Consider the following 16,904-nt stretch of genomic DNA (forward strand, 5'->3'; position numbering starts at 1 on the left):
AGCCAAAACAACCGCGAGCCCATTGACCGAGGATTTTCCACCGTGACCATTTTTGAAGTTCCTACTGCAGGGGCATACGACCTTGCACCCACAACTGACTCGCTACCTATTGAGTGCACATACCAGTCACATCCTTTTTATGATAAAACCACCCCTATTTGTCTGGCGCTAAATTTTGTTTTTATTAAGTACGCCGCCACTCACCGACGCCTCTCTGGCTATGCCATTCGCCAGTCGGTGATTCTTTTTTTCGATTTTGCACTCGAACATAACAACCGCAATCCAGAAACACTTAAGCTCGTACACCTGACCGACCTCACCGCCGAGGTCTTTATGAACTTCCATAATTACCTTCTCAAGAACAACGAGAAAGGAATTAATGCCACAAAGCTGAAATCGGCAATCAAATACGTTGCTAAAATTTCAGATGTAATTCCCAATTTGATGCTTCCACCTGTACCGCGAGCGGCTAAACAGGTAAACCAGCCATTCACCGATGGCGCCTATACCGACTTGGTGACGGCCCTGAAGGCTCACGCCGATGCCATGTATAAGAAGCTGGCATTTCGTGAAGTCGTGCATGCCGCGCAGCCTTACGAATATAAGGAGATCCTTGACACCTACACCCCTCAGTACTCTAGGGCCAATATCTTCGAGTGGGCACAGGAAAGGCTGGAGCGAAAACTAAAGCTCAACAACCGTGACCTTAACGCCAAGCTCAAGCACTCGAATGACTCCGAGTTGAGAGCATTGCTCGACACAGCCGACCCACTGATTGCATTCGGGAAGGTGTTTGAGGCGCGGGAAGAATGCTTTCGCTTTGCCAAGGCCGGTAATCCGTTTGAAGAGAACAGCTTGTGGCACTGGAATCCCGATGACGCCAGGTCGCTTAAAACCTTGCTGGAGAACGGTTATCCCTTTGAGGTCTCATTGGACGAGATTGCTAACAGCTTAACTGCGAAAAGACTTGTTTCACTGAAAGACTGCGGCGACATCATCCAACTGATGCTCTTCAGGTGGAACAGGTGCGGCCTGTCGAAACTTGTCCGCTATCCCGTAAAGCCCTGGGATGACCTGCTGGCCATGTATTACCCGAGCATGATGGACATGGCCTGCATCATTGTCTTCATCATGCTCCAGAGCAACTGGAACAAGGAAACCGTGCTGGCAGTAGACGAGAAGAGCTGCGAGCACCCGCTAACCGGCGCCATGTCGGAAGCCCAAGTCTTGCTCCAGTCGGAGAAGAATCGCTCCCAGGGATTGGATAAGCCCTACTACGCGCCAAAAGACATTGTGGCGGTCAGCAGCAAAACTGACCGCTACTCCAGCTACAACCTGATCCAGCTTGCCGCCGCCTTGTCAGCGCCCTTGCTGCCCTATGACTATGACTCCGTTCCCAAAGGTCAGGAAAACCTGATCTACAACAGGCTCTTCCTATGCATGCGCTATTACGCAGTCTGGGTAGGTCGAGGCGGTAGGCACACGTCCGCAACAAATAACAAAGCGTTTCTGCGAGGCGTCAAAGATTTCCTCATTGCCTACCCTGTGTACGAGAACGGCACTCGCCTGACGAGCGCAAAGCAGCTGACCAAACGCTTGCGCCCCACGTGGTCGTTGTTCCAACGCAAGGTCAAGGGCGCGGGCCTGGGCCTGCTGGCCATGCAGATGGGGCATCAGAACACTACTACCACCGACGTGCACTACGACAGTTCCGGGGCCGCCGTTCAGGAGCGCATGCAACGCCTACGCTCCGAGCTTGAAGAGATTATGGAGCTGTTCCTTCAAGGGAAGTGGGTAGGCATGTTGGGCGCGAAAACGCCGGAATTGCCGGTTCAGCTTCCTCTGAAGATTTTTCACATCCCAGGGATGGAGAAGCCGCTTTGGGGATGTGCCAACCAGCGGCAACCCACTTGGCCGGGGGCGGATGTGGAGGTTAAGCAGGGGGATCGGTGCTACTCGATCCGAAACTGCCTGTTCTGCAAGCAGATCAACCTGTACGAAGACTCCCTACCTTACCTGATCGAGCGCCGCATCCATGTCACCGAGCTGATCGATGAGCGTCCTGAGAGTGATGCTGAATTCAGCGACACCCTGGATTCCGAACTGTCGATCCTGAATTACGTGCTGAATAACTGGGATGAGCAGGACAAGGTGGTGGAAGCCGCTCGCTATCAGCGCTCGATGCAACGCAAGAGCATCCCGTTACTCCCTCGCGACCTGACTTTTTTGCAGCTGATTTTTGAAGATGAGGACATGGAATGAAAACCGATAATAAGAAGCCTCAACAAGATCCGGCCTCCCCAATCACAGGCTCTATCGGGCAGCCAACTGCTCCCGAGGTCGGCCAGGGGGTGGCTGCTCCATTGCAAGCCTCTGGTACGGCTACGCGCACAGCTGAGGACGCGTTAACGGGCATGATCGAGATCGTCGTCGGCGACGATAGCGACCTTGATGCTGTCGGCGATAGTGCGGGGGAAGCCGAAAAAATTGCGAGCCCTGAACAGACCGCCAAACCCAGCAAGACCAGCAGGAAAGCCAGCAAGACCAAGCATGCTGATGACGACGACTCGGAGGACGACGATAGCGACGAGGCGGATTCTGACGACGAGGACGACGAGGACGACGACCTAGAGGATGAGCTGAAGAGCGAGTTCAACAGCGACCTGGAAGAGGTAGCCGAGGCAGAACTCGCCGCCCTAATGGCTGAAACTGGCGGTAGCCTCGTGCAGCGTCTGAGCACGCTGAAAATCAAGTTGGCAGAATTCCCTGATGGTGCATTCCCCATCTCGGAGCACTCGCTTTACTGCGAGAACACCTGGGTGCTGTTCATCAACCGGTATGGCACACCGAAAAGGGTTCACTTCGAGGGACTCACGCCTCCCATGATCGCCTTGAAGAAGGCCTTGATCTACTACGTGATCCCAGAGTTCGCTCCATTCGGGACGATCCGAAGCTATAACACCACGACGTGGCAAGCGAGCCTGTTCTTCCTGCTGGAGCGCTACATTTTCAAGAACAACTTCTTGGACGGGGATGCCAAGTCGATCGAAATGATCAACGCGCGCCTTCTCAATGGGGCGCTGAACGAAGCTAAAAATACGGCGTCCAGCATGCGCCATTACCTGTCGCTGTTCTACCTGATCCGACTGTGGGGGTCACTCAGCACGCAGGGGCTGATGCCAGACGGGTTGGCGCTTAACGTCGACATGCGTGCGGTCGACACCGTAGAGCGTCAAAAAGACCTCATGCAGTTCTCAGGATCGATGGGCACTTGGAAGCCGTTTTCCGAAGAAGAGCTGGGCACGTTGGTCACGCACGCTCTGTTCTGGACAAGGCAAGCCCTGCCAAGGCTTTTGGAGCTCGTAGACTACGTCAAAGAGCATAAAATCGACGAACAGAAAAAGTCCGCAATCACTCGCTATCGAGAGGATCCAGAGATTGAGGAGCAGTTCAATATCGTTGTCGAAGGACAGACCATCGTAGCTGCCAGTAAGAACAGATATTCTTACCGATACGAGGGCGTACCTTCGCTCCATAAATCTTACGTTTACAACTGGATCAACTCTTACTCCGCTGCAATCGATAACGTCCGCAATGCGGTGTACGTGCTCTTGGCGCTCGTCACCGGACTCCGCGTGAGCGAGATGCAAGCGTTGCGCTTCGAGGACGTGACGAAGGATGGTGATGGTAACTACATCCTGCGGGTCACTCGATTCAAAACGAGTGAGGATCCGAATTTCCACGGGGACGTTGATTACCTTCCTCTGCCCAAATATGTGGGCGAGCGGATTGAGGATCTGAAAAAACTTCGCAGCGTCTACACGATGATCGGTCAGGGCTACCTTTTCCAGTCCTGCAAGGGCCGTCGCGTGATCAACAAGCCGACTGGGAACATGCTGCACCAGGTCACTCGCGAGCTGGAAGAAGCTACGGGCATCGACCGGATTCACACTCACCGATTCCGCAAAACCATCGCCCAGATCCTGATCAACAGGAGCGAGCGCAACATCGACATCATTCGGCACCTTTTCGGACACAAAAGCTATTCGATGACGCTCCAGTACATTGGCCGCAATCCTTACCTTGTCCGAAGCGTGGCGCAGGCGATCGAGCAGAATTACACGGCGGAGTTCACGGAGCTCATCAACGCGGTCACAACCAGTGCTTCGTCGGGCCCGAGCGCTGATCGCCTGCTCGAACGTGTACGGGCACGTCCTGATGCGTTCCAAGGCGCACGCCTGCAAGTCACCATCTTTATGTACATCTCTAATCTGCTATCGGCAGGTGAGCCGCTGTTCATTCACCGGACGGCTGTGGGGAGCTATTGCCTGAGCACCGAAACGTATTCATCTCCTAACCTTCCGCCGTGCCTGGCGGCTCGTCAGGGCGCGGTGACGGACGCTCTGCCTGATCCGACCTGGTGTGACGTTTCCTGCGAGCATGCTGTGGTAGTTGAGAAGGCTCGCGTAGCCATGGAAGACAACGTCAGGTTCTACGCCAACATGCTTGAGAATGCCTCCGACACCCTCAGTGAACGCGCCAAAAAGATGCTGCGTGACAAGATCGCCGGCAACACCGCGCACCTTGAGCGGCTTCGTACAGGCCCAGAACTGATCCCAGCGGTGCAGGTGAAAGCATGACTGCTGATGAAAGCAAGACGACCGTCGATACACGTGCCCGGTTGATTGAGTTGATCAAGGAGCACCAGCTTGAGCATGGCCTGACGAAGCTCGCGATCGGGGAGCTGTCAATCCGGGCGGGCATCAGCCGCCAGGCCTTTAACCGCTACTATGGCGATCTGAAGCCCTACAGTCTCGGCGCGTCGATTCTCGATCTGCTGAACGAGGATAAAGATTCAGCCATGGCATTCCTTGAGAAGCGCGACCGGGAGGTCGCGACGCTTCAGGAAGAGATACAGCGGCTCAAATCTCAGCATAAAAAGGAACTAGAGCAGGCATCGACTAAGCACATCACATCCCTGATGAACAACGACATCATTGCCTTCAATGTCATGGAAGTGAATTCGTTGCTGACGACCCAAAGCCTTCACAACGAGTCGCTCAAAGGCAAACTCCGGCAGATGGAGCTATCCCAGACCAAGCGGCAGATGGATGCTGCAGCTGCTGAGCTATCCGGCAACGGTCAGAGTGCAGGAACCCCCAAGGACGCGAAGAACTTCCTGAGCCTGGCTTTGAATCTGGAGAAGGCGTGCACGGCTTACCAGAAGGACAAGGACTTCGATCAATTCGAAGATGCCAAGGAAGCTGAAATCAAGAAGATCATCCAGACCATCAACCACTTCCCGGATCCAAGCCAAATCGAGCTTCATATCTTCCAAGAAAGGTACATCTCATCGTTCCAGACATTCTCTGACGACCTTCCCACTCAGGTGGGGAAGCTGACGGTGGTCGCACAGGTGCCGTGGTACGGCCAAGAGGATTTGGGCGTGTTTCTGAGTGAGCTGAAGCCACTGCACCGGATCACCATCCATGTGCCCTTCAGGAGCTCGGAGGCGATCATCGCGTCTAAAAGGCAATTCTATTTCAGGGCCATCCCTGAGGAAGAAATCCTGGACGCCAGGAAAGCCAAGATGCCTCAGATAACCTGGGGTTTCGATGAGGTGCGGGTCTTTCGAGTAAGGCAGGGCGACTGATGCTGACCATCGACAAAAAACTCATCTCGTACACGAGTGCCCTTCTGGAAACTCCAGTTGAGCACTATGTGTTGATCGCCCAGACGAAGCCCAAGGCGATGCTACTCAGCGTTCCTAACCTGTATTTGTACGAGCAGTCCCGGAGCTCCGAGCAGACCTCCAGACGCTATGCAGGGGTCATAGCGATGTTCTACAAGTTCTTATCGACCCGACGAAAATTCAGGTCGCTGAGCCCCGGGGATTATCACGTTATCACTACCAACCTGGACATTCAGCTGTGGCAGCTGGAAAGGCAGAGCATCCGGGTCAGACATGACAGCGATCGTCCCACCACGGCGACGACGTTCGATGACGCCAAAATCGTCCAGGCCTTTTTCGCGTGGGTGGTGAAGGCTGGCTTCACTACCAACGTCAAAATTCACCTGGAGACATGGATCGCCAATTTCAAACAGGACAGGATGCTCAACTACATCAAGCGCAGAGCGGGGGTGCGAATCGATTCAGACCCAATCCGAGTACTCGACAGGCGTGCTCATCAGAAGCGCCCCCAATCGCTGATCAGCAATAAGGATATCAAGATCCTGCTCCAGACCTACCCAGACAAGGTCTATGCCGTACTGTTCAATTTTGCCTTGGCGACCGCGATCAGACCCATGGAGCTATGCAAGTTCCCCTATCTTGGCAAGGGCAAGAACCGACACATCCTCCCTTACTCAGAGCTTCCCAAGGATCAGGGCACCTTCGAATACGATGTGCTCGGTAAGGGCAAAAAGCTGCGAACGATCAAAATCCCGGCCTATGCGCTCAAAGATATCTACGACAGCTATACCTCAACCGAGTACCCAGCTCGCAAGAAAAGATACAAGGAAAAATTTGGGAAGCCGTGCCCGCCTTCGATCCTGTTCTTGAATGTTGAAGGGGTACCTGTCGATGAGACCATGATCACCAATGCGACCAACTACGCGTGCAGGATCGCCCACGAGAAAGACCCCACGTTCCGCAAGAGCAACAATTTTTACCAGTCTCGCCACTGGTGGCCTACGGTGATGACTGCGCAACACCATGGGGAAAAATTGCTGACCCCTGCTGCCGACGTTTTCGACGCTGCGTTTGTGCAGGTGCTAACGAACCAAATGGGGCACTCTGACCCCGTCACGACCTACAACCACTACCTTGACCTGGCCCGCTCACTGGTAATGGCCAAGGGAGGCCACGTGAATGAGATCATCACTGAGGACTTCAACATCAACGCGCAGCTGGAAGTCTTCGGATAATCAGCGAATGAATCTGAGCATCTGGCACCTCACCCCAGCCGGTACCATGCAACCAGCCGCTGTAGTGCACCCAAGCAGGTGCCTTGCAGCCCAAGCAGGCATGGCATGTAGAGGCCATGCCGCCTCCTGGTGCAACCTAATCGCTAGTGTCCGGATGCCGCATGAAATCGGTGAGAAACGCTTCTGCCCACGGACAAGCGTTTCTGCTCCAGAGCCTCGCGCACCGAGATCAAGTCAAAGCCCCAGATCGCCCGCAAACCTCATATCCAAAGCTCGTGGCAGCTTGTCACTGATCATTCGATCGAACAAAGCCACGGTCATCGCATCCCACCCATAACCTTCATGTCGGTGAGGCGAGCGGCCTGTCTCGGGATCCAGCCTCGCCCATTGATGATCTCCCTTTGCCAGACGCGCCTTGGCCTCACGCTTCACGGCGGTGCAAGCAGCCGCTACAGACGGATAGTGCATCTCCGGATCAGGATCTCGGAGTCGGTCAAAAGAGCTCATCAACTCCTCCGTCAACCTGCCGAACGAATAGTCCCCAGACTGCACCAACTCGTCGAAGATCTGCGCGAGCTGCTCTGTCGTATAAACCTCGCATGCAAGATCCCAGGTTCGCAGATCTGCTTGCAGGTCACGATCACTGAAAGCCATCAGTGCCGTGAGCACGTTGTCTGTCTGGAGGCGTCGGATAAACCTCTTACAGTGGATCGCCTCGCTCGGAGCTTTCCTTGTTCTGCCCTGCCGAAGGGCTCGCGGCTCAAAAGCTGCATCAGCCGCATCCACCCCGCTTGGGTGTTGAGCAGCTAGCGTTGCGTGTTCGTCAGATTCCATACCCTTCCTTCATGGCAAAGCACCACAGCGTTCATGGCAAGCTACAGCAGCGTTTAGCCTTTAATCGGCCCGATGATCGAAAAGCTTAAGCGTCATGTTAACCAGCCCGCCGAGGATCATCACACGATACATCTCCTCTTCGACTCACCACACGCCGCCGACACGACTTCATGAAGATGAACAGCGGCTGTAGCTGAGTAGGTTTGCAGCCCCCTCCCGGATCAGTACACTGATGGCCCATAGCCAGACTCCCTAGCTAGAGCTGTCCGTGGCACCAGAAGCTCAACTGTACCGCCTGGCACAGAGACGTCATCACCTCGGCGTGACCTCGTTATCACATCGTCGGCAGCAGGTCGCCAGGACGTCGTCAGGCCTGCCAAGCGGGCGTCATGCTCGCCAGGGTGATTGGATTTGATCCACCTTTGACATGAGGGATTTGTATGGGCATCAAGATGGATCACGCTTTCGACCAGAACGGTGATCGTTGGGAAGCAGATACATACACCAAGGGCACCGGCGCCGAGCCTCTGCAATGCAACTGCGGTACGCCCGTCGCTCACAATCCCCCGTACACACGGGAGATGTATGACAAACCCGTGTTCGTCCAAGGTTATTTCCGTCTGTATCCCAACGGTGCCCACGCCGTGAACTGTCGCTTCGGGGTTGACGAGGAAATTGAGGAAATTGCGAGCACATCCGAGGATCTGATCGAGAGCATCCAGCACAATCGATACCGCATGCGGCTGGTGATGATCAAAGAGGCCTTGGAGGCAGGTGGCCGTAACGTTGCTGACGATGGAGGTACCCGGGCCACAGCGGGTCGGACTTACACTCACAACCCAAACCTTCTTCCCGCCTACATCAATTCCGCCAAGCGAGCCCTGAAGCTTCGCGCGCTCTGTGACAATGATCAGGACATCGAGCAGCATCTGGAGCTGGTGTTTGAAGGCAATGTGAAGGTGGCATGGAATCAGTTCTATTTCGAGACTGAGCGCCACGCAGAGGCGTATTACGCAGTGTCGCACAACACCGTTCAACACCCCATCGCGATTCAAGGCGCCGTGAGCAGCGTCAGGACTGAAATCAGGGGTGACAAGTCCAAGAACGTCATCAATCTGCAAATGAACAAATTCCGGGTCGACCCCGACGACTCGGAAAATGGCATCGGCCTTGAGGTGAGCATCTGGGCCAAGGATCCGGCCTGGCTCAAAGGTATTGAGAAGGACGATGAGATCGTGGTCTTGGGCATGTGGAAGCACTCCAGTACCGCCCCCGAAAAAGCGCCCAGGGAGGGACGCTTCAAAACCCTGACCAAGCGCAGATTGACCTTGAACCTGGTTCTGAAGGCCCAAGTTTCCAAAATCGATCAGTGATCTCTCACGGCACAGACGACGCTACCCAAGCCAGCGTGCACCTGCATCAGGAACCCTCATGACCAATAAAACCCTCTACATCATTGGCAACGGCTTTGATCTTCACCATGGCCTTCCCACCCAGTACTGGCGGTTCAAGAACTACCTGGAAGCGACGGATCGAGAGGTTTTCGATTGGGTCGAAAGCTACATCGCGATCGACGAAGACTGGGCAGAGCTTGAGCTTTCGCTTGCCGACTTGGACACCGAGAACATTGTCACCGAACTGGAGGGCTTCCTCGTTTCCTACTCGGCTGAGGATTGGAGCGACGCCGGCCATCACGACTTTCAGTACGAAGTGGAGAAGGTGGCGACCGGTTTGTCGGCTGGGTTGCAGCAACACTTCGCGGACTGGATCAGATCCATCCCGCTGCCTGACCGCGACCAGGTTCCCCAGCTGCTGACGTCCTTGGACAAGGACGCGGACTACCTGACGTTCAACTACACCAGCACGCTGACGAAGCTGTACGACATTCCTCCAGAGAACATCCTGCACATCCATGGTGAGGGCGAAGATGAAAGCTCTGACTTGGTGCTTGGTCACGCACGGGCAGCGGCTGATCGCTCGTTGCTGCAGGACGGTGTGGATGAGGACACTGATACCCGGTTTGCCGAGGCGATGGGCATTCTGGATGACTATTTTGACAAGACGTTCAAACCGAGCGCCAAGATCATCGAGCAGCAAAAACCCTACTTCGAGTCACTGAAATCGATCACTCAGGTCGTCGTCCTCGGCCATTCCCTTTCCAAGGTGGATGAGGCGTATTTCCTGGCGCTCGTTGAGGCTTTGCAAGCTAGCCCGCGTTGGACAGTGGCGGTCAGGTCGCTCGACGAGAACACAAGCAAAGCAGCGTGCCTCATCGATTTCGGTGTGCCCAGCGAATCCATAGACTTCAAGCTTTGGTCGCAACTGTAGTCAGCCTGCATCAATGCTCGCGGCCATCTATCCGTAGCTAAGCCCTGCCCGACCTGCGCCTGGAATCAGGCGCAGTTGTTGTTCGCCATCCTGGTACCCTTCCCCGGGAGGCATCGCCGTCCCCAAGTGGCAAAGTGCGCCAGGGCATTGCACGGTTTAATAGCAAATTGATAGCGTAGGCATTACTGCGAAATTCAAGCGGCAGACATGCCCGCCCCAGTGCTATGCCACCCCGTAGCAACGCTGGCAGACGAAGCTCAGGGATGAGATGGAGTGTGCGTATGGATAGGCAAGCCCCCGAGTACCTTCTCAACCTGCTCGCTCAAGGAGCCTCACTCTGCGCTACAGATCGGGGTCAAGCGTTCGTCCTTTTCCAGCGAGCCTGTGCCCTTCTCTGGCGACTCGATCCCACGGGGCGTCCTATCTCTCCGATCGAGCTGGAGCGCAGGCTTCGAACGCCGTTGGAGGACTGGTTGCCCGAGTCCGTAAGAGGCGACTATTCAGGCCCCCTGCTCTACTTCGACATCGTCACTCAGACATGCAGTGAAATGCTGTTGGAGCTTGATGCCAAGGCGGTTTGGGATCGCGTCCAAGAAAGTGTGAATCGGGTCAAACAGGCATGCCGACTGCGAGCAGACGGTGAATTGCACTATCGAAATTTCCGCCTGTTTCTGGTTCAGCATGGTGTGATCTGGCCCGCTCAAGCCAGTGACGCCTTCCTGCCCTTGAACCTGTCATTGAGTGAATTTTACGAGCCTATTGCACCGCACCTGTTTCATAACGGGCTCCTGTACCTGTGTCCGGAATGCAAGTGGCCAATGAATACGCAGCGGCACGAGGTCAGCTGCGCGTCAGCGTGGTGCCAGGACAAGAAAAGTCTCTACGTTCGAAATGGCGATGCCCTGACTAACCGCGTCGACGGAACCACGTTGAACGGGCAGGCTGTAGATGGCCGGCTGATGCTCAAACCTGCGTTGTGGAAGTTTACGCTTCAGCCGGGGCTCATTGAATTCGAGCTCGCTCAGACTCTCGCAGGTATGGGATTCGATGTGCAGCTATGGCCAGATGTTGACCGTACAGACCTACGCTTTCGACTCGGGCATACCCACCAGGATATCGACGCCAAGGTCTGGATGTCCGCCTACAGACTTGCCGAGCACATCAAGGCAATTCCAACGAGCTCACCTCGATGGATCGTGATCCCGGATTACCAGAAGCAAAGCCTCCCCTTACTCCGAAAACACTGTAACCCCGGCGTGAGCGTGTACACCCAGAGCCAATGTGTACAGGAGGCGAAGAAACGTGCAGCCCCTTTCTGACATCAGCGTCACACTGTTCCTCGCCTTGGCTGCTCGCTATGTGAGCGGTGACCCCATGCTGGCCGACGCGGCATCGCTCTGTTCTGGCCGAACGCGAGGATGGATCACCTGGTATGGGTTGCCTGAGGCTGACCAGCAGTTGATCGCCGAAAGTCTGCGTCTGCGCCCCTCGCCAGTTGCACAACCCAAGCGCTTCATGATGAGCGTCGAGGCTATCTTTACTGGCGAACGCTGCCCATTCGAGCTCATAGAGCAGGACAAGCTCGGCAGCGAACTGCATGAGCAAGATCGCTATCGTGTCTCCCCTTACCTGAACACAGATCAGCTCATCAAAGAGTACCTGGATGCCCTCAGATATGGGCGCAAGCCACCGACTTATGCGCAGCTTCCACTGACCGGCGATGTCGTGCTCAAGCACATTGCCGGCGACCAGGTAAGGGTCTTCTACATCCCTGAGAGTGAACGGGCTGTTCTGGATATCATCGACCGGAGCATATCGCTCGCGTCATCCCCTGCAGTTCCAGAAATGGGTTGGACGTTGGCATCGCTCATCGAGATCGCCGGTCAACTCGACGCTGCGCCCGGGCTTCACAACAACCATCAGAGCTCCCTGGATAATATTTGGGGCTCCCACTCAGACCGCGCAGCGCAAGCCGGCACCTTCTACCGGGTCAACGCACCGACGGGCACGGGCAAGAGCGTCGCGATGGTCATGATGTCGCTTGACTCGGCGCGCAGAGGCCAGCGAGTTGTGATTGCGGTGCCGACTCTGGTTGAGCTTGAAAATACGGTACGGGTGCTTGAGCAGTCTGCTGCGGTGGCGGCTCCAGGGTTGAAGATAGCGCCTCTGCACTCTGCAACCCGGATCTTCGAGCGTGGCAAAATTCAGTTCGAGCAGGGCCATGCCGCCCCCGCGTATGACTATGCCTGCCTGCTGAATGCCTATGCGACTGACAAGCTCGATGTGGAGCCTGGGAGAGAGCCATGCTTCAACATCCGCGTATCGACCGAGCAAGAGGGCCGAGCTGAGCAGTCGAAGCGACTGAACCACTGCCCATTCCTCTTCAAGTGCGGCAGAACGCAGATGTTGTCGCAAGCCCTTGAGGCCGACATCGTGGTGATCAATCACCATGCATTGCTGTCGGGAACGACCCGTATTCCGTTGTCTGAGGCTGACCTGTTCCCAGGGCCTCGTAGCTTCATCGAAATATTGCTCAGAACGGCGCCTCTCTTCCTTGTCGATGAAATCGATGGGTTGTTGAAGTCCGCGATCGACAGCAGTGTGATCGAGTTGAAGCTAGGCAATCAGGGAGACAACAGCCCCCTGCTGCGCTTGTTCAATACCGTGGCTGGGCGATCCAGCATTCCGGAGATCGACCGCAGCAGCCTGTTCCGCGTGAGCTGGGCGTTGACCTATTGCACGCTCAGCGTCAACCAACTGATGAACCTGCAGCAGGAGAGGTATGTCGAGTGGCCAAAGAAGGAGACCACTTGGTCTGATGCCGACGACACCTTCATCATCCAGAAGCTCGGTATTGATCGCCCTGCATTGGAAGCGCTTTTCGAGAACTCGAATCGCACACCGGAGCACTTGGAGAAGCTGAGCACGCATCTCGCGAAATGGCGCTCAAACGGAGGAGAACACAAGCTTGAAGCCCTCGCCACTAGCCTGGATCACCTCATCACGCAGTTGTCTGCTGATGGCAGGCTTGCGGCGAAGCTCAACAAGCGGGACAGAATTCGACTGAAAGCCTCACTCATCCTGCGGGGTACTTTGCAGGTGATCGAAACTCACCTGCGCAATCTTCAGGTTGAGCTACCGAGCTTTGTGAATGCCGAGATACCTTACGCTTACGAGGTCAAACGGAGCATCGCAGGGCCCGAGCCGCTGAGTCCTACCCCCAACGGCCCCTTGCAGCGGGCTGTTTTTGGCTTCAAGCGCAAAGATACCGCCGACAATGACTCAACGCTCAATGTGGTAGCCATGCGCGGCGATCCTCACAGCACGCTGCTCTCACTGCCAGACGTCAGCGCGCTTGGGTATGCCGGTGTGAAACGATTGTTCATTGGTTTTTCCGCTACAGCGTATTTCCCCGGTGCCAGCGCCTATGACCTACGCGCGGAAGATTTCATCGACGTGCCGGACGTCCCTGGTCAGGTCACATTCAAGAATGCCCCTGCGACCACCGCTATTTCTGGCGGGCAGTATTCACAACGCAGATTCCTGGTGTCCAAGTTTGCAAAGGAAATCTGGCCTTGGCTTGATACTCGTTTGGTGAGCCTGGCTGACGATCCGCTGACCCGAGCACGGGCACGCTTGCTGCTGGTAACCAACAGCGACGCTGATGCTGAGGTTTTGGCGATGACGCTGGCAACGCTCCGGGATGGCCCGGGCCAGCGGGTCGGCTGGGTTCGAGGAAGACAAAGCGAGTACAAACCATCGACCCTCGAAGCTGAACAGACCTTGGTGTACGACGATCTCGCTGAATTCACCAGCGGTCGTCACAGGGACAAGACTGTGCTTGTGAGTGCCATGGGCCCTATGGCGCGCGGGCATAACATCGTGAACAGCGATGGGCTATCGGCAATCGGCGAAGTCGTGATCTGCGTGCGCCCCCTGCCCTCGTCTGATAGCCCCAACAACAATCTGGCGCATATCTGTTATGAGACGGGCAATGCCGTCGGGCTGCACAGCAGTCCTGGCGTGCTGATGATCCAAGAGCGAAAGCACTCCAATGCACTGCTACAAAGCATTCGTACCGCCGATCCTGCGTTCAGTCAGCAACCTGACAACATCCGCCATTACACGATCATGAACATTCTGGTGAGCCTCACGCAGCTCATTGGCCGTGGGCGCCGGGGAGGCACGCCTGTCACCTGCTACTTCGCCGACGCAGCATTTATGGCAGGCGCACTACCCTGGCCTCAGATGCTCAGCGAGAGCGTGCAGCAACTGAAGCGAGATGGCGACTGGGATCAATTCCAACGTCACCATGCCGGGGTGGCCTCGGCACTTTTGAATTACATTTTTGAGTCACGAAAAGATGCGACATGAAGGGTCTTGAACTACGTACCAGTCTCTTTGAGTTCGATGCCAGCCACCTGGGCAATGCTTACCGTGCTGTCATCGGCCCCCACTACCTGGACGCCTGGCAGGCCCTTCAAGGGTTGGCCAGAAAGCCCCATCCTGGGCTCCCATCCATCGGGCTCGAAGAGATGCTGGCCACGCTGTCGGGTGGGCCGGTCAAGGTGAACATGTTCCCGCAACAGGACGGCGGTGTGTCGGCAATCCTGATGCTCAGGCCTTTGCCCATCGATACCCTCAATGAAGCCCTCAATCTCTGGTCGAAGGACGTCATGCAGGCCTGGAAACAGGAGCTCGCTGAATTTGAGGGCAAGCTCGTTGTGACGGATCTGGTGCCTCTAGACACCGTAGGGCTAGTTGCACCTGGAGATGTCTCGTCGCTCGCATACATCGTCATTCCTTGGCTGGTAGGCCAAGCGCTCACTCGCACTCCCATGCAGGCGAGTAAGCCGATCAAGCTCTACCAGGGGGCCGACGGTAGTGTGCTTGCGTGGGATGATCCGGTCGTTTCAAAAAGCGATGTCCGCTACGCCAGTGCGCTGCACATCATCGAGCCGGACTTGGTCTTGCTCAATGGCCGCCCCCAGCCGTATTTGCAGCTGAGGGTGAGGCTATCGCGAGTAATGCCCAACCTGGTCGGCAAGAAGAAAAATGCGTGGGTCAAAACCGGCGATCTGATCGTCAGGGCAAAGATCAAGACGCGGCCTGCTGGTGACGGCTGGAAAACTACCTATGAGCACCCTATTGAAAAGCTACTCGCGTTCATGGGGGTGCCGGCATTTCCACCCATGGTCGAGGGTGACATTCCAGTGGACAGTGATGTCAGGCCCATCTATGCCATCCAACCTTCGAACCCGCTGATTGGCTCCGGTGCAGGCCCGCTGTTCCTTGATCAGGCGTGCTTCCACTTGCTTGCCTCACTTCCAGGTACCAAACCATTGTTGGCACGCAAGGCCGTCGGGCGTCTTGCCGAAGAGAAGGCCACCGTCCCTGCCGACACGGTCAATCTAAACGTCATGGTGCTCGCGGCTCATGCAGACGTGATGCTTAGGCTCCACACCGCAGCGTCCTCATTGGCGCGTGACACCAAGTTCTTCCAAAAGGTTACCCCTCCACTGATCAACCTCGTGCGCCTGGACGTCACGGACGCCCAACGTATGCTGGAAGGGAAACACGATCCCAACACCCTCAGCGAATGGCTGCTGAATCAAGTGGTACCTGTTGCCAAGCAACATGCGCAGGGCGGCGTGAAAGTGATGATTGTTGAGACCAGCGCATTAGCGGCCTCTCGTGATGGCGACCTAGATCCCAAGCATGTGATCCGACGCGTTCTCGCGAAGCACGGCATTGCGACTCAGTTCATCATGCACATCGACCCGGATGCCGAATCGAAAAAGCGCAAGCCAACAGACGAGGAGCGTGATTTCAAGGCCATCAATTCGGTGGTCGAAGCGATTCGCTTGAGCGGCTATCTGCCTGCACCGCTGCCCAAGGTGAAATCGGTGCCGGCTGGTACCACGGTACTGGCCATCCTGCTTGACCGAATTCAGGAAAAGGGCCCGGCGAAGTTTTTGCCTATCATCACCCGGATGTCTCTGGGTGGGCATGAACCAGAGGTTTTCTGGTTCGACTCAAGCGTAGATGGCAGCGGCAGGTGGATGGGTTACAGCGAAGGCCTGACCGCCATCCACGCAACGCCCACGCTGCTGGCGTTCCCTCAGGTAACGACCTTGGTTAGCCAATGCTTCCTGGATTGTAAAATCAACCCGAAGGACTCGCTGATTGTTTGCCTGGATGTCTACCTGAGAACGTTCTATGGCGGATTGAAAGACAGTCCAGGTCAGGGGATGCCCCCAATTCCCGCAGGAGCAGCAGTCGTACGCATCCGGACGGATGAGCAGGTCGCGCAGATGACTGGCAACCACTCCCTGTTCCCCGATACCCCGCGCTTCGTGGGGCCTAAGATTGGGATCTTCCAGTCTAACGAAAGCCCTTGCGTGTTCTATTTCGTTTCGCCTTCCAAGCAATTTGGGAGTATTCGATCACTGCGCGACAACACCCGCTACGACGTATCGGGGCGCAATCTCAAAGATCCGTGGCAGCAGTTGGGTGTGACCGAAATCGTGATCATGGAACCGGGCACGTTCGCCAGCACAACGGTGGTCGCCGAGCAGGTCGCATTGCTATGTCGCAACGCGCCCCTTTGGGATGGCCACCTTCGCCTGCCAGGCCCGATGCATCTGGCGATGAAGGTAGCAGAGGATCACCCCATCCTGGAAATGCGACGCAAGGCCGATGCGAATCGAGCGGACAGCTGACGCCGTCTCCACGTTCGCCCCGCCCAGAGCAACCGCCAGAAATCGTGCCCGCCCACGCGGGCCGCTTTTTTGCGAGGCGGTCTGTAGGCCATG

Annotated in this window: 10 protein-coding genes; 9 read left to right on the forward strand and 1 reads right to left on the reverse strand. The window is 56.0% G+C overall.

Going from position 1 to position 16,904, the window contains the following annotated elements:
• The first annotated feature begins 42 nt into the window (after window positions 1-42).
• The 4 genes from K3F44_RS12375 to K3F44_RS12390 are packed head-to-tail and all read left to right on the forward strand — an operon-like array spanning window position 43 to window position 6,927.
• Window positions 43-2,262 (forward strand): hypothetical protein, encoded by a 2,220-nt coding sequence (locus K3F44_RS12375; RefSeq protein WP_220634114.1) that lies wholly within the window; start codon window positions 43-45, stop codon window positions 2,260-2,262.
• Window positions 2,259-4,640, forward strand: a complete 2,382-nt coding sequence (locus tag K3F44_RS12380; protein ID WP_259407058.1) for a site-specific integrase — start codon at window positions 2,259-2,261, stop codon at window positions 4,638-4,640. Before K3F44_RS12375 ends, K3F44_RS12380 begins: the two co-directional genes overlap by 4 nt.
• Entirely contained in the window at window positions 4,637-5,653 is a 1,017-nt protein-coding gene (locus K3F44_RS12385; protein WP_220634115.1) for a TetR/AcrR family transcriptional regulator, read from the forward strand. The genes K3F44_RS12380 and K3F44_RS12385 overlap by 4 nt, the downstream gene beginning before the upstream one ends.
• The gene (locus K3F44_RS12390; RefSeq protein ID WP_220634116.1) at window positions 5,653-6,927 is read left to right on the forward strand and encodes a hypothetical protein; all 1,275 of its coding nucleotides are present in this window, start codon (window positions 5,653-5,655) and stop codon (window positions 6,925-6,927) included. Before K3F44_RS12385 ends, K3F44_RS12390 begins: the two co-directional genes overlap by 1 nt.
• A 234-nt stretch (window positions 6,928-7,161) precedes the next feature.
• Here the strand turns inward: K3F44_RS12390 and K3F44_RS12395 are convergent, their stop codons facing one another.
• A complete protein-coding gene (locus K3F44_RS12395) occupies window positions 7,162-7,761 on the reverse strand; it encodes a hypothetical protein (protein WP_220634117.1) in 600 nt (199 codons plus the stop codon).
• Window positions 7,762-8,201: 440 nt separating this feature from the next.
• On the opposite strand from K3F44_RS12395, the gene K3F44_RS12400 reads away from it, so the two are divergent.
• The 5 genes from K3F44_RS12400 to K3F44_RS12420 all read left to right on the forward strand — a co-directional run bounded on the left by K3F44_RS12400 (window position 8,202) and on the right by K3F44_RS12420 (window position 16,811).
• Window positions 8,202-9,134 carry a hypothetical protein gene (locus tag K3F44_RS12400; RefSeq protein WP_220634118.1) on the forward strand — a complete coding sequence of 311 codons (933 nt, stop codon included), beginning with the start codon at window positions 8,202-8,204 and terminating at the stop codon, window positions 9,132-9,134.
• Window positions 9,135-9,192: 58 nt separating this feature from the next.
• Window positions 9,193-10,089 (forward strand): bacteriophage abortive infection AbiH family protein, encoded by an 897-nt coding sequence (locus K3F44_RS12405; RefSeq protein ID WP_220634119.1) that lies wholly within the window; start codon window positions 9,193-9,195, stop codon window positions 10,087-10,089.
• A gap of 473 nt (window positions 10,090-10,562) precedes the next feature.
• Window positions 10,563-11,408, forward strand: a complete 846-nt coding sequence (locus tag K3F44_RS12410; protein ID WP_259407059.1) for a hypothetical protein — start codon at window positions 10,563-10,565, stop codon at window positions 11,406-11,408.
• Window positions 11,392-14,463 (forward strand): hypothetical protein, encoded by a 3,072-nt coding sequence (locus K3F44_RS12415; protein ID WP_220634121.1) that lies wholly within the window; start codon window positions 11,392-11,394, stop codon window positions 14,461-14,463. Before K3F44_RS12410 ends, K3F44_RS12415 begins: the two co-directional genes overlap by 17 nt.
• Window positions 14,460-16,811, forward strand: a complete 2,352-nt coding sequence (locus K3F44_RS12420; RefSeq protein WP_220634122.1) for an RNaseH domain-containing protein — start codon at window positions 14,460-14,462, stop codon at window positions 16,809-16,811. Before K3F44_RS12415 ends, K3F44_RS12420 begins: the two co-directional genes overlap by 4 nt.
• Window positions 16,812-16,904 lie beyond the last annotated feature (93 nt).

The sequence above is a fragment of the Pseudomonas sp. S07E 245 genome (assembly GCF_019599025.1).
GTDB classification, from domain to species: domain Bacteria; phylum Pseudomonadota; class Gammaproteobacteria; order Pseudomonadales; family Pseudomonadaceae; genus Aquipseudomonas; species Aquipseudomonas shirazensis.